Origin of the sequence: Thauera phenolivorans (assembly GCF_001696715.1) — a bacterium.
GTDB classification, from domain to species: domain Bacteria; phylum Pseudomonadota; class Gammaproteobacteria; order Burkholderiales; family Rhodocyclaceae; genus Thauera; species Thauera phenolivorans.
This window is the reverse complement of the sequence record NZ_MBFM01000005.1, coordinates 355,422-379,247: the sequence shown is the minus strand read 5'-3', so window position 1 is coordinate 379,247 and position 23,826 is coordinate 355,422. Positions and strand designations below refer to the sequence as shown.

Annotated in this window: 22 protein-coding genes and 1 pseudogene; 15 read left to right on the top strand and 8 right to left on the bottom strand. The window is 69.7% G+C overall.

The window, feature by feature from the left end; translation table 11 throughout:
* Nucleotides 1-25: 25 nt before the first annotated feature.
* The 12 genes from BB334_RS18525 (at nt 26) to BB334_RS14725 (ending at nt 12,908) form a co-directional block, all read left to right on the top strand.
* The gene (locus BB334_RS18525; RefSeq protein WP_068809257.1) at nt 26-292 is read left to right on the top strand and encodes a toluene-4-monooxygenase system B family protein; all 267 of its coding nucleotides are present in this window, start codon (nt 26-28) and stop codon (nt 290-292) included.
* A 38-nt stretch (nt 293-330) separates the two neighbouring features.
* Nucleotides 331-666 carry a Rieske 2Fe-2S domain-containing protein gene (locus BB334_RS14775; protein WP_068809256.1) on the top strand — a complete coding sequence of 112 codons (336 nt, stop codon included), beginning with the start codon at nt 331-333 and terminating at the stop codon, nt 664-666.
* A 39-nt stretch (nt 667-705) separates the two neighbouring features.
* On the top strand, nt 706-1,020 hold the full coding sequence (locus BB334_RS14770) for an MmoB/DmpM family protein (protein WP_068809255.1): 315 nt from the start codon (nt 706-708) through the stop codon (nt 1,018-1,020).
* Between the two features lie 57 nt (nt 1,021-1,077).
* Nucleotides 1,078-2,064, top strand: coding sequence for an aromatic/alkene monooxygenase hydroxylase subunit beta (locus tag BB334_RS14765; RefSeq protein WP_068809254.1), 987 nt, complete (start codon nt 1,078-1,080; stop codon nt 2,062-2,064).
* Between the two features lie 73 nt (nt 2,065-2,137).
* Nucleotides 2,138-3,157: a 2Fe-2S iron-sulfur cluster-binding protein gene (locus tag BB334_RS14760; RefSeq protein ID WP_068809253.1), complete on the top strand. Its 1,020-nt coding sequence runs from the start codon at nt 2,138-2,140 to the stop codon at nt 3,155-3,157.
* A 13-nt stretch (nt 3,158-3,170) separates the two neighbouring features.
* Nucleotides 3,171-4,547 (top strand): OmpP1/FadL family transporter, encoded by a 1,377-nt coding sequence (locus tag BB334_RS14755; RefSeq protein WP_068809252.1) that lies wholly within the window; start codon nt 3,171-3,173, stop codon nt 4,545-4,547.
* A gap of 103 nt (nt 4,548-4,650) precedes the next feature.
* A complete protein-coding gene (locus BB334_RS14750) occupies nt 4,651-7,539 on the top strand; it encodes an ATP-binding protein (RefSeq protein WP_068809251.1) in 2,889 nt (962 codons plus the stop codon).
* Nucleotides 7,536-8,165, top strand: coding sequence for a response regulator transcription factor (locus tag BB334_RS14745; RefSeq protein ID WP_068809250.1), 630 nt, complete (start codon nt 7,536-7,538; stop codon nt 8,163-8,165). Before BB334_RS14750 ends, BB334_RS14745 begins: the two co-directional genes overlap by 4 nt.
* A 71-nt stretch (nt 8,166-8,236) precedes the next feature.
* Complete coding sequence (locus BB334_RS14740) at nt 8,237-8,911, top strand: glutathione S-transferase family protein (RefSeq protein WP_068809249.1); 675 nt, start codon at nt 8,237-8,239, stop codon at nt 8,909-8,911.
* 152 nt (nt 8,912-9,063) lie between these two features.
* Nucleotides 9,064-10,743, top strand: coding sequence for a vWA domain-containing protein (locus tag BB334_RS14735; RefSeq protein ID WP_083200448.1), 1,680 nt, complete (start codon nt 9,064-9,066; stop codon nt 10,741-10,743).
* A gap of 240 nt (nt 10,744-10,983) precedes the next feature.
* Nucleotides 10,984-12,273: an NCS2 family permease gene (locus BB334_RS14730; protein WP_068809248.1), complete on the top strand. Its 1,290-nt coding sequence runs from the start codon at nt 10,984-10,986 to the stop codon at nt 12,271-12,273.
* A 17-nt stretch (nt 12,274-12,290) separates the two neighbouring features.
* The gene (locus BB334_RS14725; RefSeq protein ID WP_232756748.1) at nt 12,291-12,908 is read left to right on the top strand and encodes a YitT family protein; all 618 of its coding nucleotides are present in this window, start codon (nt 12,291-12,293) and stop codon (nt 12,906-12,908) included.
* Here BB334_RS14725 and BB334_RS14720 read toward each other — a convergent pair.
* Complete coding sequence (locus BB334_RS14720) at nt 12,902-14,050, bottom strand: HPP family protein (protein WP_068809247.1); 1,149 nt, start codon at nt 14,048-14,050, stop codon at nt 12,902-12,904. The two genes, BB334_RS14725 and BB334_RS14720, sit on opposite strands and share 7 nt — an antisense overlap.
* Nucleotides 14,051-14,159: 109 nt before the next feature.
* Here BB334_RS14720 and BB334_RS14715 point away from each other — a divergent pair, with 109 nt between their 5' ends.
* Nucleotides 14,160-14,540, top strand: a complete 381-nt coding sequence (locus BB334_RS14715) for a putative zinc-binding protein (protein ID WP_068809246.1) — start codon at nt 14,160-14,162, stop codon at nt 14,538-14,540.
* 213 nt (nt 14,541-14,753) lie between these two features.
* Nucleotides 14,754-16,214 carry a diguanylate cyclase domain-containing protein gene (locus BB334_RS14710; protein WP_068809245.1) on the top strand — a complete coding sequence of 487 codons (1,461 nt, stop codon included), beginning with the start codon at nt 14,754-14,756 and terminating at the stop codon, nt 16,212-16,214.
* A gap of 55 nt (nt 16,215-16,269) precedes the next feature.
* On the opposite strand, the gene BB334_RS14705 is transcribed toward BB334_RS14710, so the two are convergent.
* The 7 genes from BB334_RS14705 to BB334_RS14675 form a co-directional block, all read right to left on the bottom strand.
* A complete protein-coding gene (locus BB334_RS14705) occupies nt 16,270-18,300 on the bottom strand; it encodes a GumC family protein (RefSeq protein WP_068809244.1) in 2,031 nt (676 codons plus the stop codon).
* A gap of 130 nt (nt 18,301-18,430) precedes the next feature.
* Nucleotides 18,431-19,039, bottom strand: coding sequence for a glutathione transferase GstA (gene gstA / locus BB334_RS14700; protein ID WP_068809243.1), 609 nt, complete (start codon nt 19,037-19,039; stop codon nt 18,431-18,433).
* Between the two features lie 126 nt (nt 19,040-19,165).
* The gene (locus tag BB334_RS14695) at nt 19,166-19,816 is read right to left on the bottom strand and encodes a class I SAM-dependent methyltransferase (protein WP_088179198.1); all 651 of its coding nucleotides are present in this window, start codon (nt 19,814-19,816) and stop codon (nt 19,166-19,168) included.
* Nucleotides 19,813-20,472 (bottom strand): c-type cytochrome, encoded by a 660-nt coding sequence (locus BB334_RS14690; protein ID WP_068809242.1) that lies wholly within the window; start codon nt 20,470-20,472, stop codon nt 19,813-19,815. Before BB334_RS14690 ends, BB334_RS14695 begins: the two co-directional genes overlap by 4 nt.
* Before the next feature lie 110 nt (nt 20,473-20,582).
* A complete protein-coding gene (murB, locus tag BB334_RS14685; RefSeq protein WP_269799008.1) occupies nt 20,583-21,629 on the bottom strand; it encodes a UDP-N-acetylmuramate dehydrogenase in 1,047 nt (348 codons plus the stop codon).
* A 73-nt stretch (nt 21,630-21,702) separates the two neighbouring features.
* Complete coding sequence (locus tag BB334_RS14680) at nt 21,703-22,176, bottom strand: PACE efflux transporter (protein ID WP_158014421.1); 474 nt, start codon at nt 22,174-22,176, stop codon at nt 21,703-21,705.
* Between the two features lie 254 nt (nt 22,177-22,430).
* Nucleotides 22,431-23,393, bottom strand: a complete 963-nt coding sequence (locus tag BB334_RS14675; RefSeq protein ID WP_068809240.1) for a LysR substrate-binding domain-containing protein — start codon at nt 23,391-23,393, stop codon at nt 22,431-22,433.
* 226 nt (nt 23,394-23,619) lie between these two features.
* Here BB334_RS14675 and BB334_RS18035 point away from each other — a divergent pair.
* A pseudogene (locus BB334_RS18035) lies at nt 23,620-23,826 on the top strand (propionyl-CoA--succinate CoA transferase); the annotation flags it as partial.

Genomic DNA, 23,826 nt, shown 5'->3' with positions numbered 1-23,826 from the left:
CCGGCCAATCAAGGAGACAAGACTCATGGCGCTATTTCCACTGACCTCCAATTTCGAGGGCGACTTCGTGCTGCAACTGGTGGCCGTCGATACCGACAACACCATGGACGAGGTCGCCGCCGCCGCCGCGGTGCATTCCGTCGGTCGCCGCGTGAGGGCACGCCCCGGCTGCGTGATGCGCGTCCGTCGCCAGGGCGGCGAGGCCTTCCTGCCGCGCACGATGAAGGTTTCCGAATCGGGGCTGAAGCCGACGGAAACCATCGAAATCATCTGGGAAGCCGGGGCGCACTGACGCGCCGTACCGCATCCATGACGATCTCGGAGAGAACCATGAGCTTTACAAAGGTCTGCACGGTCGATGACCTGTGGGAAGGAGAGATGGAGTCGTTCACCGTCAACGGCCACGACCTCCTGCTGGTATGCGCCGAAGGCGGCGTCATCAAGGCTTTCCAGGGTATCTGCCCGCATCAGGACATTCCGCTCTCGGAAGGCAGGTTCGACGGCCAGAAGATCATCTGCCGCGCCCATCTGTGGCAGTTCGATGCCGCGTCGGGCCAGGGCATCAACCCCGACGACTGCGCGCTGGCGGAATACCCGGTGAAGCTCGACGGCGACGACATCTTGGTCCGCACCGAAGGCGTCAGCCCTTCGTTTGCGCATAGCTGAGCGATCCGGGCCGTAAGCAGACAACACGAGGAGAGGACCGTGAGCAGGTCGAATGCAGCAAACGCCTATCACAACAACCTTGTCGGCCCGGTCATGCGTGCCGGCGACCTGGCGATGGCGGTGATCGAGGCGGCAAGGGTGGACAACCCCGGCAAGGAGATATTCGTGGAGGACAAGCGCGCCTACATCCGCATCCATGCCGAACAGGAAATGATCCTGCGCCAGGAAACCATCGAGGAAGAGCTGGGGCGCCCGTTCAAGATCAATGACCTGGAAGTGGACCTGAGTTCGTTCGCGGGCCAGATCGAGAGCCGGGACAACGCCGTGCGCTTTTACTTCAACAAGACACTCTGAGTGCCCGTCGGGCCTTGCCCGATCGCACCTGACACGAAGAATCGAGGAGACGAGGAAATGTCGGAAGTCCAGCAATTGAAGCCGCTTAAGACCTGGAGCCATCTCGCCGCGCGCCGCCGCAAGCCGAGCGAGTACGAGATCGTCAGCGCCAATCTTCACTACAACGATCGGGATCCCGATTCGCCCTACGAGCTGGATCCCAACATGTTCATGAACAGCTGGTACAAGAAGCACACCTTCGCGACCCCGCTCAAGCATGAAGACTGGAATGCCTTCCGCGATCCGGACGAGGTGGTCTACCGCACCTACAACATGATGCAGGACGGTCAGGAAACCTACGTCTTCGGGCTCTTCGACCAGTTCAACCAGCGCGAGCACGACAAGGCGCTCGATCCGCGCTGGGCGGGTTCGCTGGCGCGGTTCTATACGCCGTCCCGCTACCTCTTCCATACCCTGCAGATGGCGTCCGCCTATGTGGGCCAGATGTCGCCGGCCAGCACCATCACCAACTGCAACTACTTCCAGATGGCCGACAGCCTGCGCTGGCTCAGCCACACGAGCTATCGGACCAGGGAGCTGTCGACGACCTTCTCCGACCGGGGCTTCGGCATCAACGAGCGTCGCTACTGGGAGCAGGACCCCGCCTGGCAGGGCTTCCGCGAGCTGATGGAAAGGACCCTGACGGTGTGGGACTGGGGCGAGGCGGTCATCGTCCTCAACCTGATCGCGAAGCCGGCCATCGAGGAAAGCGTGCTGCGCCAGCTCGGCAATTCGGGACGGCACAACGGCGACACCCTGCTCGGGCTGATCACCGACGTGCAGCTGATCGATGCGGCCCGCCACCGTCGCTGGGCGAGCGCGCTCGTCAAGATGGCGCTCGAGACCCCGGGCAACCTGGACACCATCCGGGGCTGGATCGCCAAGTGGGAGCCGCTCGCCGACAGGGCGATCGAGGCCTACTGCTCGCTGCTGTCCGATGTGCCGGACGCCGCCGTGGCGGCGAAACTGGCGACGCGCGAGTTCCGTTATTCCCTCGGCCTGTAAGCGCCGCCGCTTCCTTCACGCTTCGGGGCGCCCGGACGGGCCCGAGGCACCTGTTTTCGTGACCGAGGGGGCCATGAGCATCCAGGCAATCATCACCAATCAGAAGGACGGCAGCAGCTTCGTCCACGCGCCGGGCGACAGCGTCCTGCGTGCGGCGCTGCGGGCCGGTGTGGGACTGAGCTACGAATGCAATTCCGGGGGGTGCGGCGGATGCAAGTTCGAGCTGATTGAAGGCGAGATCGACGATCTGTGGCCCGACGCACCCGGGCTCACCGAGCGCGACAAGCGGCGCGGGCGGCATCTGGCCTGTCAGTGCGCGCCGCGCGGCGACATCACCATCTCGGCCCCGAGCGCGGCGGAGTACGTCCCGCAACGCCCGCCGCGGCGCCAGTCTGCCCGGCTCGCCGGGGTGCGGGACATCACCCACGACATCCGCGAATTCCGTTTCGTCGCCACCGCCGGGGCCGACTTCCTGCCGGGACAGTTTGCCATGCTCGACTTGCCCGGGGTGGCCGGTTCGCGCGCCTATTCGGTGGCGAACACGCCGAACGCCCTGCGCGAATGGCATTTCCAGATCCGCCGCGTGGCGCACGGCCGCGGCACGCAGGTCCTGTTCGATCGCCTCGCGACGGGCGACGAAATCGGCCTCGACGGCCCCTATGGCGTCGCCTATCTGCGCACCGACAGCCCGCGCGACATCGTCTGCGTCGCCGGCGGATCGGGCCTGGCGCCGATGGTCTCCATCGCACGGGGGGCGGTCGAAGCCGGCATGCTGGGCGAGCGCACGCTGTACTTCTTCTACGGCGCGCGCACGGCGCGCGACGTGTGCGGCGAGGAGTTGCTCGCCTCACTGGCGGGGTTCGGCGATCGAATCCGTTTCATCCCCGTCGTCTCGCTGCCGGGTGACGACGGGCAATGGTCGGGCGCGACGGGTTACGTCCACGACCAGCTGGAGTGCGTGCTGCCCGCGGCGCTTTCCAGCTACGAGTTCTATTTCGCCGGTCCGCCCCCGATGACGCAGGCCCTGCAGGAACTGCTGATGGTCGGTCACAGCGTGCCCTTCGGACAGATCCACTTCGACCGCTTCTTCTGAGAGACGACAGCCCATGTTGCGAACGAAGTTGGCCGCAGGCCTCGCAGTGACCGCGTTGTCGGCATCCGTCCAGGTCGCCCACGCGACCGATGTCTTCCATCTCGAGGGCATCGGCGCCATCTCGCGGGCGATGGGCGGCACGGCCGCGGCGCAGGATGTCGGCCCCGCGGGCATGCTCACCAACCCCGCCACGCTGTCCCTGGCGCAGAGCGATCGCCAGGCGATGATCGGCTTCGATCTGGTGACGACGGATATCGATGTGCGTAACCCGCGCAGCGGAGATACCGCCAGTTCGAGGACGCACGGCAACAATCGCGGCCCCTATCTGGCCCCCCAGCTCGCCCTCACGCAGCGTTTCGGCGATCTGGTCATCGGCCTGGGCGCCTTCGCCCGCGGAGGCCTGGGGACCGAGTACGGTCGCGACAGCTTCCTGTCGCGCGCCACCGACGGCAGCGATACCGACCTCGACAACGCCAGCCGCCTGCTGGTGCTCGACATCCCGCTCGCAGCCAGCTACCGCGTGAGCGACGCCTTGACCGTCGGCGCCAGCGTGGACGCGATCTGGCAGGGCCTCAACCTCGACATGCTGCTCGGTGCGGACCAGGTCGGCAGCCTGATCGGACAGGGTCGGGCCACGGGTTCGCTGGTGCCCGCGCTGGGCGGCATTCCCGGGCTGCAAGGCGCGCACTTCAGCCTGACCCGCAATCGCATGCTCGCCAGCGGCGTGGATGCGTGGGGCATTTCTGGGCGACTCGGCATGCTCTATCAATTGACACCGGCGACGCGTCTGGGCGCTTCGTATACGCTCAAGAGCCACATGGACGACATGGAGGGCGATGCCACGCTGACCGCGGTGTCGAGTGTCGCCGGCCAGATCTCGCTCCCGGGGAAAATCGAGGTTCGCGATTTTCGGATGCCGGCCAAGCTGGATCTCGGGATCAGCCAGCGCCTGACCGACGACTGGAGCGTGGCGATGGACGTCTCCCGGGTGTTCTGGAAGGAGGTCATGAAGGACATCGACGTCGCCTTCGACGCGAGCGGCGGTGGCAGCCTCGAGGTCCTGCTGCCCCAGAACTATCGCGACCAGACCATCGTCGCGCTGGGCACGGCGTACACCTTGTCGCCGCAATGGACCTTGCGTGCAGGCGCCCGTTTCGCAAGCCAGGCGTTGCGCGAGAACACCCTGTTCGCGGTGATTCCGGCCACGCCGACCCGGCATCTCTCGTTCGGTTTCTCTTACACCATGTCGCCGGGCAAGCGCCTCGAGTTCGCCTACTCCCATGCCCTGCGGGAAAAGCTGGCGAACGCCAGCCTGCCGAACACCTCCGCGCCGATCGAGGTCAGGCATGCGCAGAACAATGCCACGCTCGATTACACGCTGAGCTTTTGAGAAAACGTCCGCTCGAGCGCTCGAATCGTCTTGAAGCGAGGCTTGCCTCGCTTTTTTCGTTAGCGCAGGATCCCTTACCCACACTGATCGTCGCATTGCATTCATGGCCAAAAATTCACGCTTCGTCATGATCCGGCGGGGCACGTCGGTAAAGGGCGTCGAACTCGCGGACGATGACTCGAACGACGTCAGACGCCAGAAGCTGGCGCGGATCATCCTCGATTCGATGTACCAGTTTCTCGGCTTGCTCGACGTCGACGGCAATGTGATCGAGATCAACCAGGCCGCGCTCGACGGCGCCGGGGTCAGGCTGGACGACGTGGTCGGCAAACCCTTCTGGCAGGCGCGCTGGTGGGCCTCGTCGGAAGAGGCGCGCAGCCGCGTGCGCGCGATGGTGGCGCAAGCCGCGAGTGGCAGATTCGTACGCTGCGACATCGAGGTTTATGGCGAGTCCCGCGGCAGCCGGACGATCATCGTGGATTTTTCCCTGACGCCGATCTTCGACGACACCGGCCAGGTGGCGTTCCTGCTCCCCGAGGGACGCAACATTTCGGAGAAGATCGCCATCGAGGCGGAGCTGACGCGCCGTAACAACGAAGTGCATGCGGCGCTGGAAAAGCTGCTCGAGATCGACGGCTTCAAGACCAAGTTCTTCGCCAATGTCAGCCACGAGCTGAGAACGCCGCTGACCCTGATCCTGGGGCCGGTCAACCAGCTGCTGCAGGCTTCGAGCGGGATTTCGGAGCGCGAGCAATTCCGCCTGATGACCATCAAGCGTAATGCCCAGGCGCTCCTGCAGCAGGTCGATGACCTGCTGGATCTCGCCCGCATCGACGCCGGGGAAATGCCTCTGGTCTATCTGCAGGTCGATCTCGTCGGTCTCGTGCGCGCGGTGGCCGAGGGGTTCGCGGGGGCGGCGCAAGAGCGCGGCATCCGCCTGTCGTTCGCCGGCGAGGAGGCGCTGTACGCCGATGTCGACCGCGCTAAATTCGTGCGCGTCGTGACCAACCTGCTGTCGAACGCGTTCAAGTTCACCCCGGCCGGGGGGCGGATTCGCTGCTCGGTCGAGCGCCTGCCCGGCGAGCGGACGCTGCTGAGCATCCAGGACAGCGGCCCCGGCGTCCCCGATCATCTCAAGCGCCCGATCTTCGATCGCTACGCCCAGGGGGCGGACGAACTGTCGTCCAAAGGCAGCGGTCTCGGGCTCAACATCGTGAAGGAGTTCGTGGAACTGCATCGCGGCACGATTTCGGTGCTCGATGCGCCCGAGCGCGGCGCCCTGTTCCAGGTCGAACTCCCCCTGCGCGCACCATCCGGCGCTTTCGTCAGGGCGCCCGACGCAGGCTGGGTGCCCGCGCTCGAGCCGGTCGAACTGGCACGACCGTGCGAGCCGCCGCGACTTCCGGAAAAAGCGGGCGATCCGCGCATTCTGGTGGTCGAGGACAATCCGGACGTGCGCCAGTTCCTGTACGACGTGCTGGCCGACGACTATCAGGTGACGCTCGCGGAGAATGGCCAGGTCGCGCTCGATCTCGTTTTCGCCAATCCGCCCGACCTCGTCATCACCGACCTGATGATGCCGCAGATGGACGGCCAAAGCTTCGTTCACGAGCTGCGCAAGCGGGAGACGTCGCACATCCCCGTCCTGGTGCTGTCGGCCCGCGCCGACGACGCCTTGCGCGAGACGCTGCTCGAGGAGTTCGTGCAGGACTATCTGACCAAGCCCTTCTCGCCGCAGGAGCTGCGTGCCCGCGTGCGCAACCTCGTCACGGTCAAGCGCACGGTCGACATTCTGCAGCGGGAGCTCAACTCGCAGGCGTCGGACATCAGCGAATTGACCAATGGCCTGATTGCCAGCCGCAAGTCGCTGCAGGAAGGCATGCGCGCCCTGCAGATCTCCGAGCGCCGCTGGCTGGGTTTCTACGAGAACACGGCGGTGGGGATCGCCCTCGTCGATGCCGACGGCAGGATCATGAAGGCCAATCCGGCGCTGCAACAGATGCTTGGCTATGGCCCGAAGGAAATCCTGGACGTTTCACTCGTCGACATCAGCGAAGCGTCGGAGAGAGCGACGGTACGCGACCAGGTGCACAACCTGCTGGAGGGGCGGCACGACAGCTACCAGCGGCAGAAGCGTTACGCGCGCAAGGATGGCAGCTTCCTGTGGTCCAAGATCTGCGCATCGGTGATCCCGGCCGTCGACCGGGAAGGGCCACGGATCGCCGTGATCGTCGAGGACCTTTCGGCCCAGAAGGCCGCCGAGGATGCGCTCGCCGCCACGCAGGCGGACCTCGCGCGCGTCTCCCGCCTGACGACGATGGGAGAGCTGGTCGCCTCGATCGCCCATGAGGTCAATCAGCCGCTGGCCGCGATCGTCACCAACAGCCACGCCGCACTGCGCTGGCTGGAGCGCGAAGAGCCGAATTATCAGGAGGTCGCCGCCGCGCTGCAGCGGGTGCATCGCGATGCCGCCCACGCCGGCAACGTCATTACCCGTATCCGCGGGTTCCTGAAGAAGGAGGGCTTGAAACGCGCACCAGTGGATATCCCCGGCATGATCGATGCGCTCGTGCAGATGCTGCAACGGATCCTGACGCAGGCCGAGGTCAGCCTTAAAGTGCGCATTGCCCCGCACCTTCCCGAGCTGTGGGGCGATCAGGTGCAACTGCAGCAGGTTCTGCTGAATCTGCTGATCAATGCGATCGACGCCATGCGCAATCAGGTCGGGCGTGCCCGAAGCATCGCCGTAGAGGTCCAGGAACGTGGCGACGGCAGCGTTCTTTTTGCGGTGGAAGACTCCGGGCCGGGCGTGCCGGCGGAGATTGCGCCCTCGATCTTCGAGCCCTTCCACTCGACCAAGGCCGATGGCCTGGGAATGGGATTGGCGATCAGCAGGACGATCGTCGAGAACCACGGCGGCACCCTGTGGCTCGATGCTTCGAGCGCGACAGGGTCGCGCTTCGCCTTCCGTATCCCGGTGCAACGGCCATGAAGACCCCAGCGAGTACCACGCCCACGGTCTATGTCGTCGATGACGACGTGTCGATCCGCGAATCCCTGAGCAGCCTGATCCGCGCCGAGGGCATGCTGGTCGAGGTGTTCGCGTCACCGCTCGAGTTCCTGTCGCTCGATCGGCTCGAGGACTTCTCGTGTGTGGTGCTGGACGTGCGCATGCCCGGCCTCGACGGCTTGTCGCTTCAGGACGAACTGACGCGTCGCGGCTGGGAGGTGCCGATCATCTTCATCACCGGTCATGGCGACGTCCCGGATGCCGTCCGGGCCATGAAGGCGGGCGCGATCGATTTCCTGAAGAAGCCTTTCGAGGATTTCGCCCTGATGAATGCGATCACCTCCGCGCTGTCCCGCGTCAGCAAGGCATTTCACGAAAGACTGGAAATCGCGGAATTGCAGGCGCGCTACGACCAGCTCACCCCGCGCGAGAAGGAGGTGCTCGTCATGGCCACGAAGGGTCGGGCGAACAAGGTCATCGCGCTCGAGCTGGGGATTTCGGAGAGCACGGTCAAGGTCCATCGCCACCACGTCATGAGCAAGATGCAGTTCCGCTCCTTACCCGAACTGGCGCTCGCAGTGCAGCGCTTGAGACACGAGAGTCACTAGCGTTGCCGCGAGAGGAATGTCATATGGGCCGACAGGTGAATCCTCGCGGTCCCCGTCTGGAGAAGAAACGGATGTCGATGACCCTCTACCACTGCATCAACGCCCGCTCCTTCCGCGTGCTGTGGATGCTCGAGGAACTCGGGCTGCCCTACACGCTCGAGGTGCTGCCCTTCCCGCCACGGAGCCGGCGCGAGACCTATCTGGAGGTCAATCCGCTCGGCACGATCCCGACCTTCCTCGACGACGGGATGCGGATGACCGAGTCGGCGGCGATCTGCCAGTACCTCGCGGCCCGCCATTCGCCGCGCGCGCTCGACGTCGCCGCGGACGATGCCGACTTCGGCCCCTACCTCAACTTCCTGCACTTCGGCGAGACGACGCTGAGCTTTCCGCAGACGCTGATCCTGCGCTATGGCCGCTTCGAGCCGCCCGCGCGACGGCAGCCGCAGGTGGTCGAGGACTACACGCGCTGGTTCCTGTCCCGCCTGCGCACCCTCGAGCCGCTGCTCGCGACCCGCGAGTTCCTGTGCGCGGGACGCTTCACCGCGGCCGACGTCGCGGTCGGCTACGCCCTCATGCTGGCGGACGACATCGGCCTGCGCGAGCGCTTCAGGCCGGCGACCCTGGCCTATTGGGAGCGGCTGCAACAGCGGGACGGTTTCCGGCGTGCGCTCGCCGCGCAGAGGCGCGCGGCTCGGGCGCAGGGGGTGCCGACCGACTCGGTGGCCCGCTCGGACTGGTCCTGAGCGGGAGGCCGGGGGGCGCCGGCGGGGCCGGTACGCGCCGACCGCGGCCCGCAATCCCGGCGGCGTCCCGCGTCGGATTGCAATTCCTTACCGTGCTGCGCGCCTGGCCGTGGCTTGCTATGCATTCCATACGAGTTTGCCCGGAGCGCGAGATGAAACGCCTGCTGACCCTTTCGCTTGTCGTTCTCGCGGCGAGCGCGTGCTCGCTGCAGCCCGCTACCCCACCGCGCGAGGAAGCCACCGCGCGCGCGCTGGAAAGCGCCCGCGCTGAAGCGGCGGCGGCGGCCAAGGCCGCGGCGCCGGCGGCCGCCTACGGTACGGCCGATTCGCCCGCCGGCCCGCGCACCGGGCGCGTCCATCCCCGCCCCCTGCCCCCCGCGATGCGTGTCCCGCCCCCCGAGGCGCGCGAGCGCTACCAGCCGCTCCAGACCAACCCGGTACGGCTCGCGCGCGAACACCCCGTCTCCACCTTCAGCGTCGATGTCGATACCGGCAGCTACGCCAACGTGCGCCGCATGCTGGTCGGCGGCCAGCTGCCGCCCCGGGATGCGGTGCGCGTGGAGGAGATGATCAACTACTTCCCCTACGACTACGCCGGACCGCGCGACGGCCATCCGTTCGCGGTGCACGTGGCGCGGGTGGCGAGTCCATGGCGCGAGGGCGCCCAGCTGCTGCGCATCGCGATCAAGGGCGAGGACCGGGCACGCGCGCAACTGCCGCCGTCCAACCTCGTTTTCCTGGTGGATGTGTCGGGATCGATGGGGAGCCCCGACAAGCTGCCGCTGCTGAAGTCCTCGCTCAAGCTGCTCGCCGCGCGCCTGCGCCCGCAGGACCGCCTGTCGCTGGTGACCTACGCCTCGGGCACGGAGCTGGTGTTGCCGGCGACGCCGGGCAGCGACAAGGCGCGCATCGTCGATGCGATCGACGCCCTGCGCGCCGGTGGGGCCACCGCCGGCGCGAGCGGCATCGAGCTGGCCTACCGCACGGCGCGGGCGGCCTACATCGACGGCGGCATCAACCGGATCCTGCTCGCCACCGATGGCGACTTCAACGTCGGCGTGACCGACTTCGGGCGGCTCAAGGCGATGGTGGAGGACAGGCGCAGGTCCGGCATCGCGCTATCCACCCTGGGTTTCGGCCGCGGCAATTACAACGAGCACCTGATGGAACAGCTGGCGGACGCGGGCGACGGCGCCTACGCCTACATCGACAGCCTGATGGAAGGGCACAAGGTGCTGGTCGAGCAGGCCAGTTCGACCCTGGAGACGATCGCCCGCGACGTGAAGGTCCAGATCGAGTTCAATCCCGCCCGCGTCAGCGAGTACCGCCTGATCGGCTATGAGAACCGCCTGCTGGCGCGCGAGGATTTCAACAACGACAAGGTGGACGCGGGCGAGATCGGCGCCGGCCACAGCGTGACCGTCTTGTACGAGATCACCCCGGCGGGCGCGCCCGGGCGTATCGACCCGCTGCGCTATGGCAGCCGCGAAGCGCCCGCCGCGGCGACGGGCGACGAACTCGGCTTCGTCAAGCTGCGCTACAAGCGCCCCGGCGCGCGCGACAGCGTGCCGATCAGCCGCGCGCTCACTGCAGGCGCGGCGCGCCGCCTGGACGCGGCCGACGCCGACACCCGCTTCGCCGTCGCCGTGGCCGGCTTCGGCGAACTGCTGCGTGGCGGCCAGCACACCGGCGGCTGGGACTGGCAGGCGGTGCGCACCCTCGCGCAGGGCGCCCGGGGCGAGGACGCCTTCGGCTACCGCGGCGAGTTCCTGCGCCTGGTCGACCTGGCGGCCGCGATCGACACCCCGGCACGTCCGCGCGGGGAGGACTGAAGGGCTGCCACCGCGCCTGACGAAACACCGCGCACGAGCGCCGGCAGGAGCGGCGCGAACCGCGATTCGGCCATGACCCCAATGCCGCCGGCGCGCGTCTGCAGGCGCGGCGAGCGCCGCGATTGCGGCGGTGACGCGGCGGTCTCCGCTGCTACGGGCGGGTGTGCCCGCACGACGCAAGCGGCGAACCCGACCGCCCCGATTTGCTGTACCGTTCGACCCGTTTTAGCGGAGCGGTCCATGCTTGAGCGAATGTTCCAGTTGCAGGCGAACGGCACCACGGTCAGAACCGAGGTGGTGGCCGGGCTGACCACCTTCCTGACGATGGCCTACATCGTCTTCGTCAATCCGGACATCCTCGCCGCCGCCGGCATGCCGCGCGACGCGGTGTTCGTCGCCACCTGCCTCGCGGCGGCGCTCGGCACCGCGATCATGGGGCTGTACGCGAACTACCCGGTGGCGCTCGCGCCGGCGATGGGGCTCAACGCCTACTTCGCCTTCACCGTGGTGCAGGGCATGGGCTACACCTGGCAGACCGCACTCGGCGCGGTGTTCATCTCCGGCTGCCTGTTCATCCTGCTGAGCCTGTTCAAGGTGCGCGAGTGGATCGTCAACGCGATCCCGACCTCGCTCAAGTACTCGATCTCGGCCGGCATCGGCCTCTTCCTCGCGATCATCGGCCTCAAGAACGCCGGCCTGATCACCGCTCACCCGGCGACCCTGCTCACCCTGGGCGACATCCACGCGCCCGAGCCGCTGCTGGCGGCGGCCGGCTTCATGCTGATCGTCGCGCTCGAGTACCGGCGGGTGCCGGGCGCGATCATCATCGCGATCCTGTCGATCACCGGCGCCTCGGTGGCGCTCGGACTCACCGAGTTCCAGGGCGTGATCGCACCGCCGCCCTCGCTGGCGCCGACCTTCCTCCAGCTCGACCTCGCGGGCGCCTTCAACGCCGGCCTCCTCGCGGTGGTGCTGACCTTCTTCATGGTCGAGCTGTTCGACGCCTCCGGCACCCTCATCGGGGTGTGCCACCGCGCTGGCCTGCTCGACAAGGCAGGGCGGCTGCCGCGGCTGAAGAAGGCGCTGCTCGCCGACTCGCTGGCGATCACCGCCGGCGCCGCGCTCGGCACCTCGTCCACCACCGCCTACGTCGAGTCGGCCGCGGGCACCGCCGCGGGCGGGCGCACCGGGCTCACCGCGGTGGTGGTGGCGCTGCTGTTCCTGTGCTGCCTCGTGTTCGCGCCGCTCGCCGGCACCGTGCCCGCCTACGCCACCGCGCCGGCGCTGTGCTACGTGGCGATCCTGATGTCGCGCGGCCTGGCCGAGATCCACTGGGACGACCTCACCGAGTCGACTCCGGCGGTGGTGACCGCGATCACCATCCCCTTCACCTTCTCGATCGCGCACGGCATCGCTTTCGGCTTCATCTCCTACGTGGCGATCAAGGTCCTCGCCGGGCGCATGCGCGACGTGTCGCTGACGGTGGCGCTGATCGCGCTCGCCTTCGTCGCCAAGTTCGCCCTGCTCTGAATCCACTCCGCCCTGCCGTGTCCGCCGCCGAAACCCGCACCACCGCCCGCCACACGCTGCTCGAGGACGTCCAGGCGATGCTGGCGGGCTGTCTGATCGTCGCCCTCGCGATTTCCTTCCTGCGCGAGAGCCAGCTGCTCGCCGGCGGCACGACCGGTCTCGCCTTCCTCATCCACTACCTCGGCGGCTGGCCGCTCGGCGCGGTGCTGTTCGTCGTCAACCTGCCCTTCTATGTCTTCGCCTGGCGCGCGATGGGGCGGATGTTCACCCTCAAGACCTTCGCCGCGGTCGCCCTGCTGTCGGTGTTCACCGAACTGGTGCCGCGGCTGCTGGTGTTGGGGCGGCTCGATCCGGTGTTCGCGGCGATCATGGCCGGTCTGCTCATCGGCATCGGCATCCTGATCCTGATCCGCCACGGCGCCAGCCTCGGCGGCATCGGCGTGATGGCGCTCCATCTGCAGAAGACGCGCGGCTGGCGCGCCGGCACGGTGCAGATGGCGTTCGACGTCGTCATCCTCGGCCTCGGCCTGCTCGCGGTGCCGCTCGACAAGGTACTGCTGTCGGTGCTGTGCGCGATGGTGCTCAATCTGGTGATCGCGGTGAATCACCGCCCCGGCCGCTACTTCGGCTACTGAAGCGGGCGTACGGCCGCGGGCTGGCCCTGCTCCAGGCCGGCGCGATAGAGGGCGGCGACGAGGTCGGACTGGGTCACCATGCCGAGCACCACGCCCTCGGCGTCCACCACCGGCACGTAGTGCCGCCCGCTGTCGGAGAACAGCGGCACGAGATCCACCACCGGCTGCTCGGGCCGCACCGTGACCACCTCGCGCGTCATCAGCTCGGCCACCCGGTGGCGGGCGCCGCCGGCAACCGAACCGTCGAGCAGGAAGGTCGGGTCGCGCAGCACGATGAAGTCGTGCAGCGAGAGCACGCCGACCAGGCGCCGCACCGCATCCACCACCGGCAGCAGCCGCACGTCGTGGCGCGTGAGCAGCGCCCAGGCCTCGTGCAGCGGGGCGTCGGGGCCGATCGTCACCAGGTCGCGCGACATCACGTCGGCGCAGCGGATGTCGCCGAAGCGGCGGCGCCAGGCGCGGCGCTCGGCGGCGAGCAGGATCTCCTCGAGGTCCTCGCTGCCGATGTCGAGCACCTCGCCGCGCGCCTGCAGCACCGCCTCAAGGTCGGCGGGGGTGATGCCGAGCCGCTCGCTCGGTGGCGGATCGGCGGTGCCATGCGGGCGACGGTCCTCCTGCGGGCGGTTGGGATAGCGCCGGCGCGAGCCCTGGTTGAAGGCGAGCGCGATCAGCAGCATGCACAGCGAATTGAGCCCGACCGGCCACAGGGCGAAGGCGTAGCCGAGCGCCTCCACTTGCGCTCCGCCGAACACGCAGGTGATCGCCACCGCGCCGCCCGGCGGGTGCAGGCAGCGCAGCGGGAACATCAGGCCGATCGACAGCGCCACCGCGATGCTCGCGGCCATGCCCGGATCGGCGATCGTGCGCGCGCAGGCCACCCCCACCAGCGCCGCCACCAGGTTGCCGCCGAGCACCGGCCAGGGCTGGGCGAGCGGGCTCGAGGGCACGGCGAACAGCAGCACCGCCGAGGCGCCCATCGGCGCGACGAACCACGGGCTGGCGGCGCCGAGCGCCTGGCGGCCGATCCATTCGGTGCACAGCAGCGCGAGCAGCGCGCCGACACAGCTCAGCGCGCGCTCGCGCCGGCTCGCCATCAGCGGCGCCGGCCAGAAGGATCGCAACCAGGACAGGACATCGGCCATGGCCGCACCTCAAGGCGCAGGGCGGCGCAGGCCCTGCGGAGTCGAAAAGGGCGAGGATTATATCATTTCATGCTACATTTCGAAGCGCCGATCACGACGAGGAAACCTGATGAGCGCCCGCAACCCGAAGCTGCCCCTGGTCTATTCGTGTTCGGGCTGTTCGAGCGCCGCGCAGATGGCCAACCACGTCGCCCTGCGGCTCGACCGCAGCGGCGAGGCGGAGATGTCCTGCATCGCCGGCGTCGGCGGCAATGTGCCGCATCTGGTGAAGATCGCGCGCTCCGGCCGTCCCATCCTGGCGATCGACGGCTGCGCGCTCGAGTGCACGCGGAGCAGCCTCGCCGAACGCGGCGTGAGCCCGAGCCGCCACATGCTGCTCAACGAACAGGGCGTGAAGAAACGCTACCACGCCGACTTCGACCCCGACGAGGCCGACGCCGCCCTCGCGCAGGCGCGGGCGATCGTGCGCAGCCTGCGCGTGGACAGCTGAGCCGCTCAGGCGCCGGGCAGCAGCGCGCCACCGGCGGCGAGCGCGCCCTCCTCCGAATCGGCAACGCGGGCGACACCCCGCCGCGCACCACCTGCGCGCATTACACGGATGCCATGATCCGGCCCCGATCCGCCCCAATTCCGGCATTACGGTCATGCCTGTGTCCTGGGGCGCAAGCTATATTGCCTTCTTTACGCCACCGGCACCACCACGATGCGCCAGCCCTCCGGTCCACTTCTTCGCCCGATCGCCAACGGCGCCGGGCAGGCAGTGCTGATCGTGCTCGGATACGTGCTCGCCTGGCATGGCGCGGCCCTGTTCGAGGTGCACCCGAACGTCAGCGCGCTCTATCTCTCGGCCGGACTCACCACCGCGCTGGCCATGCTGTGCGGATGGAGGGCGCTGCCGCTCGCCTACGCCGCGCTCTGCCTGGCGCGTGGCCTCGACCACGGGCTGAACGCGCTGCATGAGGTCGACTGGGCCGGCGCCCTGCGGCAGATCGCCATCTACGGCGCGGCCGGCCTCTATCTGCGCCGACGCTGGCGGGGAGCGGACTTCCGCCTGTCGCTCAACGGCGCGCTGCGCTTCACCCTGATCACCCTGGTCGCCAGCTTCGCCGCGGCCGCCACCGGCCTGCTGATCCCACCCTTCGACACCCTGCCGGCAGCCGCCCGCCGCGAGGTCTTGCTGTCCTTCTGGGCCGGCGACTGCGCCGGTGTGCTGATCGTGGTGCCACTCGTCGCGCTCGGCCACGCCTGGCTTCGGGGCGGCGACGCGCTCGCGCACCGCTGGCACGAGGCGATCTCCCGCCGCCGCGGCGAACCTGCGCCCGCCGCGCTGGTGCTGGTATCGGCGGCGTTCGCGATCGGCCATGCCCTCACCGGGCTCCCTCCGGGCGTGGGCAACGGCCTCGTGCTGTTGCCGGTGATGCTCGCCGGGCTCAAGCGCGGCGTACTGTTCGGCTTCGCGGTCGCGCTGCTGGTGTGCGCAATCGAGCTCGTGCCCTCGCTGCTGCTCGAACTCGCCCCCGGGGAGGTGCTGGCGCTGCAGTTGAACCTGATCGTGGCCATCGCCACCGCCCTGCTCGCGGGTGCGGCCCACGACGACAAGCTGCTCGATTGGCGCAACGCCAACTTCGACGCCCTCACCGGGCTGGCCAATCGCAACCGCTTCCACGACCAGATCGGCCACGAGTTGCTGCGTGCGCGACGCAGCGGCCGACCGCTGGCGCTGATGTACATCGACCTCGACGGCTTCAAGGCGGTCAACGACGCGCTCGGCCACGACGCCGGCGACGCCCTGCTGCGCGAGGTCGCCGGCCGCCTCGGCCACTGCGTGCGCGCGAGCGACACCCTCGCCCGCCTGGGCGGCGACGAATTCGCCGCGATCCTGCCCGAGCCCGGCAGCGGCGACGCGGTCGAGCGCGTGGGCCGCGCGATGCTGGCGGCACTGGCACGGCCGATCGAACTCGATGGCGGTACCGCCCGCATCTCGGCGAGCATCGGCCTCGCCCTCTTCCCCGAGGATGGCGAGGATGCCGCGCACCTGCTGTGTCGCGCCGACCGCGCGATGTACGAAGCCAAGCGCCGCGGCCGCAACCGCCTCGTGCGCCATCTCGATCCGGCCACGGCAAGCCAGGCGGCGCGGAACGCCTCGCCGGTGGCGGGCGCCTGAAACCAGCGCTCGCCCCCTCCGTGCCCGGCTGTGCCGGATGCGCGGGAACCGAGGCTCAGCCGGCGTCCAGCTCCGCCGCACCCACCAACTCCAGCCGGATCGCCTCCAGGGACAGACGGGGACCGCTCGGCGCGAGACGGCTGTAGGCGCCCATCTCGTCGGCGGGCAGGCGACCGACGAGTTGTGCGAGATCGGCGAAGCGGATGCCCTGACGGACGAGGAAGGCGAGATACGCGTGGCGCAGCGCGGCGGCGTCGATCCCGGCCGGGTCCTCGAGCCCGGCATCGTGGGCGGCGCACAGGAGTTCGGCGTCGAGCGCGGCGCCATCGAGCGGGCCACCGCCGGGCGCGGTGAGGACCGGTTCACCGGGCCGCGGTGCGCAGCGCGCAAGGCGGGCGGCGAGCGCATCCTGCAGCGCAAGCGTACGCGGCGGGTCGCCCTCGATCCTCAGCTGGCGGCGGTCGAGGGCGACCGCATTCCAGTCCAGCGCGATCGCTTCCTCGCGGCTGAGCCCGTGCAGCAGCAGCAGGATCGCGACGCGCACCTCCTCGGAAGCGCCGTGCAACAGGGCGAGCAGCTCGTCGCGTGCGAGCTCGCGCGGCAAGTCGGCCTGCGCCTCGAGCAGCGCCGGCGCCCCGCCCGCCAGCGCGGGCGCGGCCGGCTGGGCGAGGGTGGCCTGCTGCGGCCCGCGGTAGCCGGACCCGCCGATCGGCTGGGCCACCACCAGGGTCGGCGGCGGTGCCGGCTGACGGTTGAAGAGCTCGACGAACCACATCGCGAGCAGGCCGAGCACGAAGGCCGCGCCGAGCGCGATCGCGGCGTCGCGCGCATAACGCGGTCGCCACACCTCGCCCGGCGCCACCGCCGGCTCGAGCAGCTGCACCGCCGGCATGCGCGACTGCTCGCTCGCCTGCAGCAGCGTCGCGCGCTGGGCGGCGGCGCGCTGCAGGGTCTGCAACTCGCTGAGCCCGTCCTGCAGCGCCTTGTATTCGTTGAAGCGGGCAGTGAAACGCTGCACCTCCTGCTGGTCGGCCGCGGCCTGGCGGCGCAGCCGCTCGGCGGTCTCCCGCGCGCTCGCCGCCGCCTCGCGCGCCTCGGCGAGCGCGGCCTGCTCGCCCTCGCGGCGGGCGGTGACGATCTGCTGCTCGAGCTCGGCGAGGCGATCGCGCTGCGAGCGCAGGCGTGGGTCGAGGGCGATGTATTCCGGGGTATAGCTGCGCTCGAGCTCGCGCAACTGCTCGCGGATCTGCGAGGCGCGCTGCTCGAGGTTGGCCAGCGTGGGATTGTCGCGGGCGCGCACCACCATGCGCCCCGCCGCGACCGACTCCTCGAGCGAGCGCAGCCTGCCCTCGGCGATCGCCGCCTCCTCGTTGGCGGTGTTCAGCGAGGCCGCAATGCCCTTCACCCGCGCGAGGATCTGGTTCTCCTCACGCTCCATCGAGACGATGTTGTGTCGCGCGCGGAAATCCTCGACCTCGGCGAGCTTGGTCGCGACCGCGGCATCGAGCCGGCGCGACTCCTCCTCGGCGCTCGCCATCGCATCGCCACTCGTGGCCTGGAAGCTGGCGGCGATGTGATCGCGGTAGGCCTCGGCGATCGCGTTCAGCGCCGGCGCAAGCAGCGCCGGTTCGCTGCCGGTGATGCTCAGCGCGACGATCTGGGTACCGCCCGCCGGCGCGATCTCCACTCGCTGCTGCAGCGTGCCGACCGGATCGGGCCCGAGCGCACCGAGGTCGTAGCCCTGGCTGTTGAGGCGCGCCACCGCCCGCTCGAGCACCGGACGACTGCCGAGCACCTGCACCTCGGTGAGGAAGGGGTTGGCGCCGGTCGGGGTGTCGCTGCGCTGGCCGCCGGCGACCGCGCCGGCCACCGGGGCGGTGGCGGAAGTCGCCGCCGGCGGCCGGATCTGCAGGCGCGCATCGGCGCGATACAGCGCCGGCTGCAGGAAGATCCAGCCGAGGCCGAGGACCGCGGCGAGCACGAAGACACCGAGGAAGACTCGCAGCCTCCGCCGGTTGGCTTCCGCGGTGGCGCCTGGAAGCAGGGGCGGCGCGTCGAAGGGCGAAGCAGCGTGCTGGTAACTCATGCCTGGGGTTTCCTCGGTCTGCCCGGTGGGGCGCGGGACGACGAGGTCCCGCGCGACGATTCTTCCGAAGGCTAGACGCTCGCGCCACCGGGCGCAATGCATGCCGGTGTGGTGAGCGCCGCCACCGTCGTCAGGGCACCAGGCCTTCGGCCTTGAGCGCGGCGAGGACCTGCGGGCGCTGGGCGACGCGCGCCATGAAAGCGAGGATGTTGCGCCACGGCCCGAGATCGATTCCGAGGAAGACCGTCCAGTTGAGCGCGGTGTAGAGATAGGCGTCGGCGGCGGTGAACTGCTCGCCGGTGACGAAGGACCTGCCCTCCAGCATCGTGTTCAGCGCATCCAGCCGGCGCGCCACGGTGCGCCGTTGCACCGCCTGCATCTCGGGCGTGAGCGCCGGATCGAAGAGCATGCCGATCTGCTTATGCACCTCGGTGGCGGCGAAGTTGAGCGCCTCGAGCTGGCGGTAGCGCGCCATCGTGCCGGCCGCCGGCACCAGCCCGGACTCGGGCTTGAGGTCGGCGAGGTACTGCAGGATGACCGCCACCTCGGTCAGCACCTCGCCGTCGTCGAGCTGCAGCGCGGGCACGTAGCCGCGCGGATTGATCGCGAGGTAGTCGGCGCCGTCGGCGGTCTTCCTGGCGTTGAGGTCGACCTTCACCAGCTCGAGCGGGATGCCGGCCTCCTGGGCGACGATGTGGGGGGCGAGCGAGCAGGCGCCAGGGGCGTAGTAAAGCTTCATGCGGTTCTCCGTCAGGTGGATGCGAGATGCGTCATCCTACCCGAGCCCCCACGGCATGCGCCAAGTCGACGCGGCGCGACGCCCGGTGCCGCTGCGGGCGCGCGGACCGCCGTCCCCGGCGATCGCTCAGGTGTCGTCCTTGCGCAGCAGCACCACGTCCTTCGCCGGCACCTCGCAGCGCCAGCCGTGGCGGGCGGCGAGCACGCGAAAGCTGCGTTCGCGGTAGAACACGACGTGGGTCGGATCGCGGCGGTAGTGCCAGTGCGCGAAGCGCTCGTCGTCGGTCTGGAAGCAGGTCATCACCGCCAGCCAGCCGCCCGGCCGCAGCAGGCCGTCGAGGCGGGCGAACTCGGCGGCGGGGTGATGGAAGTGCTCGACGACCTCGGTGCAGGTGACGAAGTCGTAGCGGCGCGCGAGCGGCGCCGGGTCGGGGCGGAAGAAGGGGTCGTACAGGCGCATCCGGTGGCCGGCCTCGGTGAGCATCATCGCCAGCGCCGGACCCGGGCCGCAGCCGTAGTCGAGCCCTTCGCGCGCGGGCGCCAGGCGCGCCAGCAGCGGTGTCGCAAGGCGCGCGAGGAAGCGGCGGTAGCCGGGGTCGCCGGGGTCGTTGCGGTGACGCAGGTATTCCGCCTGCTCGACCGCCGCGCCCGGCCGCTGGGCGGGATCGAGGAAGCTCGCCTCGCACGCGTCGCAGCGCCAGTAGCGGCGCGCGTCCACCTCGGCGAGGGCGCGCGTGGCCGCCGACCCGCACACCGGGCAGGCGGGCGCGGGCTTCACTTCAGGGATGCCAGGTACTCGGTGACGGCGTCGATGTTGGGTGCGCCGAGCTGGATCACCGCGGCGGTCATCGGCGCGTAGTAGCGTTCGCCGCTCTGCTCGAGGTAGCGCGTCAGGCTGGTGCGCAGGTATTCCTGCTGCTGGCCGGCGAGGCGCGGATAGGTCTCGGCGCCGCCGGCGTCTTCCTGGTGGCAGCGCGCGCAAATCTTCTGGTAGAGCTCGCCGCCGCGGGCCGCACCGGCGCCGGGCGCGGCGAGCGCCGGCTCGACCTCGGCCTGCGCGTAGTGCAGCGCGATCGCCGCCTTCTGGCGCTCGCTCAGCATCTTCATCAGCCCTTCCATGAAATCGTCCTTGCGCTTGCCCGACAGGAAGGCCTCGACCTGGGTCAGCACATAGGCCGGGTGCTGGCCGGCGAGGTTGGGCACCTGCGGAAAGCGGCTGAGCCCTTCCTCGCCATGGCAGTTGGCGCAGAATTCGCCGGCCTCGCGGCCTTCGGCGGCGAGCGTGGCGCGCAGCGCGGGGTCGGCCGCGGCCAGGCCGACGATGGCGAGGGCATCGCCCTCCGCGGCCGGGGCGGCGGCAGGGACGAGCAGCCCGCTGATGGCGAGGAGGAGCGCGGCGGCGAGGCGGCGCGTTCCGGCAAGGCCTGGTTTCATAGCTTCTCCGGGAAGCGACCCGCTCGCGGGGCCGCGCGTGGCTTCATGACGGGCGCGAGTCTAGCACCCGAAAACCATGCGACCTGAGGGCTTATTCCACACTGCGGGGCTCACACAAAGACCGGTTCGGGCTCGAGCTCGACACCGAAGTGCGCGGCGACATCGGCACGGATCGCGTCGGCGATGCGGCGCACGTCGGCACCGGTGGCGCCGCCGCGGTTGACCAGCACCAGCGCCTGGCGCTCGAAGCTGCCCACCGGGCCGAGATCGCGCCCCTTCCAGCCCGCCCGCTCGATCAGCCAGCCGGCGGCGAGCTTGACGCTGCCGTCGGCCTGCGGGTAGTGCGGCACCCCCGGATGCAGGGCTGCCAGGCGCTCGAACGCCGCTCGCGCGACCACCGGGTTCTTGAAGAAGCTGCCGGCGTTGCCGATCCGCGCGGGGTCGGGCAGCTTGCGGCGGCGGATCGCGATCACCGCATCGGACACGTCGAGCGCGCTCGGCGCCGCAATCCCGCGCGCGGCCAGCTCGGCGGCGACGTCGGCATAGCCGGTGCGCGGCTGCCAGGCGCGCGGCAGGCGAAAACGCACCGCGGCGATCAGCCACCTGCCCGGCGCGCGCTTGAACACACTGTCGCGGTAGCCGAAGCCGCACGCTTCGCGCCGGAACACGCGCAGCGCGCCGGTGGCGAGGTCGACCGCGTCGAGCGAATCGAAGCGATCGGCCATCTCCAGACCGTAGGCGCCGATGTTCTGGATCGGTGCCGCGCCCACCGTGCCCGGAATGAGCGACAGGTTCTCCAGTCCGGGCCAGCCCTGCGCCAGCGTCCAGCGCACGAACTCGTGCCAGTTCTCGCCGGCGCCCGCCTCGATCAGCCAGCCCGCCGCGTCCTCGCCGAGCAGGCGACGGCCACCGAGCTCGACCTTCAGGACGAACCCGGGACGGTCGCCGGTGAAGATCAGGTTGCTGCCACCGCCGAGCACCAGCCGCGGCGTGTCGGCCCAACCGGGGGCGGCGACCAGCTCGCGCAGCTGGTCGATCGAGCGCAGCCGCACGAGGTGCGCGGCGCGCGCCGGCAGGCCGAAGCTGTTGAGGGCGCTCAGATCGACGTCGTCGGTGATCGCGGCGGGGGCGGCAGCAGAGGCGGGGGTGGCGGACAAGGGCGGATTCCGTATCAGGGGGCGGCGCGACGATAGGCCGACGCGCGCCCGATTGCAACGCCGGCGCCCGGCTTCAGCGCGGCGCGCCGGCGGCGATCGGGAACACCCGGTCGTAGCCGAGGTTGAAGGCGAGCGCATAGAGCGTGTAGGCGATCGCGAGCGCGATGTCGGCGAGCAGCGCGTCGACCCAGCTCATGCCGGTCCACAGCACGATCACCGGCAGCGTCATCATCAGCAGCCCGCTCTCGAAGCCGAACGCGTGCAGAAGCCGCAGGCGCAGCGGCCGGCGGTCGGCGGTGCGACCGGTGAGCCGGCCCTCGAACCAGTCGAAGGCGGTGTTGTAGAGGCCGTTCCACAGCGCGGCGATCAGCGCGAGCACGGCGAGCAGGCCGATCGACTCGCGCAGCGGCACCCCGCTCGCCCAGGCGAAGGGCGGCGTGATCAGCAGCAGGCCGCCGAGCTCGAACAGCGCGACCTGGCGCACGCGGTCGCCGAAGGAGCGCAGGCGCGGGCGGGCGGGAGACGGGGGAGAAGATCCGGCGGACATGGACATGGCCCCATACAGGCGGCGCGGGTCGTCCCGGCCTGAAAACCGACGGTCGCAACGGCGGGGTCGTCCCCGCGTCGGCGGTCTGGCCGCAGTTTCTAGCACGTCGGCGCGGACGCTGGCAAGCCCTCTGCGCCGACGGGCGCCGACATCGCGCAGAGGGCTGCGCTCCTGCGGTGCCTTCGGCACACGCCCCCCCTGTATGAGCCCTGCCCCCAGGGCGATAGCGGCCGTCATCACCAGCACGAACGCCGCTACCGTGCCGCGGCCTGCGCCGTCTGTACCAGCCAGTCGCGGAAGGCTCGCACCGCCGGGCGATGTGCGATCGCGGCGCGCATCACCAGATAATAGGCGCGCGGCGAGGGCAGCGGGAGGTCGAAGGGCACGACCAGCTCGCCGCTGGCCAGGTGGGCGCCGATCGACAGCCGCGAGATCAGCGCCACCCCCTGTCCGGCGCGCGCCGCCTCGAGCGCGAGCACGGCGTGGGCGAAGCGCGGGCCGCGGCCCGGATCGACGCCCTCCACGCCCTCCACGCCCCCCAGCCGCAGCCAGGCGCCCCAGCCCGAGCGCGCGCCCGCCTCCTCGTCGAGGGTCTCGTCGTGGATCAGCACGTGGCGGGCGAGATCGGCCGGCGTACGCAGCGGCCGCTCGCCGCTGGCGAGCGCGGCGGCGCACACCGGCACGTAGTCGGGGACGAGGATGCGCTCGACGAGGAAGCCGGGATAGCTGCCGTGACCGTAGACGATGGCCAGCTCGTTCGCCGGTGCGCGCGGATCCTCGGCGAGCGTCTCGAGCACTGCCGCCTCGCCGCGGCGCTCGATCGCGGCCGGGGTGCTCGCCAGGCGCAGCTCGATGCCGGGGTGGGCGGCGGCAAAGGCCGGCAAACGCGGCACCAGCCAGTAGCTCGCGAAGGACGGCGGCGCGGTGAGCTGGAGCGGGCCGTCACCGGCCTGGCGGGTGAGCTCGACCGCCGCCGCGATGCACTCGAAGCCCTCGCGCAGCTTGGGCAGCATCGCTTCGCCCTGCGCGGTCAGCGCCAGCCCGCGCGTCATGCGGTGGAACAGCGGCGCGCCGAGCCACTCCTCGAGCGCCCTGATCTGCTGGCTCACCGCCGACGGCGTCACGCAGACCTCGGCCGCGGCACGCTTGAAGCTCAGGTGCCGCGCTGCGGCCTCGAAGGTGCGCAGGAGGGCGAGGCTGGGCAGGCGATAGCTCATGGCAAGGTGATGGATTAGCTCTGCTTACCTGTCGGACAAGGAATTCTAGTTTGTTGCCGCGAACGGCGCTGCCTATATTGGCGCGCACAACTCAGTAGCACCCTTCGGCCCGGCGCCCGCGCCATCCACTCCCTCGGGGTGGCGCGGGCACGCGCGATCGACCAAAGCACGCGCCACCGCCCGGTGGCGCGTTTTCTTTACCTCCTGAAAGCTGAGCGAATCCACGATGACCCGAGAAAACCGAATCCACTGCCCCGCCCTGCAGAACCGCGTGATGTCGGCCGAGGAAGCCGCCGCGCTGATCCCCTCCGGGGCCAATGTCGGCATGAGCGGCTTCACCGGGTCCGGCTACCCGAAGGCACTGCCGGCGGCGCTCGCCCGCCGCATCGAGACGGCCAACGCCAATGGCGGCAAGTTCCGCATCGGCGTGTGG

Coding starts and splice junctions, on each gene's coding strand:
- BB334_RS14765 (WP_068809254.1), top strand. CDS start 1,078: ATGTCGGAAGTCCAGCAATTGAAGCCGCTTAAGACCTGGAGCCATCTC.
- BB334_RS14675 (WP_068809240.1), bottom strand. CDS start 23,393: ATGAGCTATCGCCTGCCCAGCCTCGCCCTCCTGCGCACCTTCGAGGCC.
- BB334_RS14775 (WP_068809256.1), top strand. CDS start 331: ATGAGCTTTACAAAGGTCTGCACGGTCGATGACCTGTGGGAAGGAGAG.
- BB334_RS14690 (WP_068809242.1), bottom strand. CDS start 20,472: ATGAAACCAGGCCTTGCCGGAACGCGCCGCCTCGCCGCCGCGCTCCTC.
- BB334_RS14750 (WP_068809251.1), top strand. CDS start 4,651: ATGGCCAAAAATTCACGCTTCGTCATGATCCGGCGGGGCACGTCGGTA.
- BB334_RS14720 (WP_068809247.1), bottom strand. CDS start 14,050: ATGGCCGATGTCCTGTCCTGGTTGCGATCCTTCTGGCCGGCGCCGCTG.
- BB334_RS14730 (WP_068809248.1), top strand. CDS start 10,984: ATGCTTGAGCGAATGTTCCAGTTGCAGGCGAACGGCACCACGGTCAGA.
- BB334_RS14745 (WP_068809250.1), top strand. CDS start 7,536: ATGAAGACCCCAGCGAGTACCACGCCCACGGTCTATGTCGTCGATGAC.
- BB334_RS14710 (WP_068809245.1), top strand. CDS start 14,754: ATGCGCCAGCCCTCCGGTCCACTTCTTCGCCCGATCGCCAACGGCGCC.
- BB334_RS14735 (WP_083200448.1), top strand. CDS start 9,064: ATGAAACGCCTGCTGACCCTTTCGCTTGTCGTTCTCGCGGCGAGCGCG.
- BB334_RS14760 (WP_068809253.1), top strand. CDS start 2,138: ATGAGCATCCAGGCAATCATCACCAATCAGAAGGACGGCAGCAGCTTC.
- BB334_RS14705 (WP_068809244.1), bottom strand. CDS start 18,300: ATGAGTTACCAGCACGCTGCTTCGCCCTTCGACGCGCCGCCCCTGCTT.
- BB334_RS18525 (WP_068809257.1), top strand. CDS start 26: ATGGCGCTATTTCCACTGACCTCCAATTTCGAGGGCGACTTCGTGCTG.
- BB334_RS14740 (WP_068809249.1), top strand. CDS start 8,237: ATGTCGATGACCCTCTACCACTGCATCAACGCCCGCTCCTTCCGCGTG.
- BB334_RS14755 (WP_068809252.1), top strand. CDS start 3,171: ATGTTGCGAACGAAGTTGGCCGCAGGCCTCGCAGTGACCGCGTTGTCG.
- BB334_RS14715 (WP_068809246.1), top strand. CDS start 14,160: ATGAGCGCCCGCAACCCGAAGCTGCCCCTGGTCTATTCGTGTTCGGGC.
- BB334_RS14680 (WP_158014421.1), bottom strand. CDS start 22,176: ATGTCCGCCGGATCTTCTCCCCCGTCTCCCGCCCGCCCGCGCCTGCGC.
- gstA (WP_068809243.1), bottom strand. CDS start 19,039: ATGAAGCTTTACTACGCCCCTGGCGCCTGCTCGCTCGCCCCCCACATC.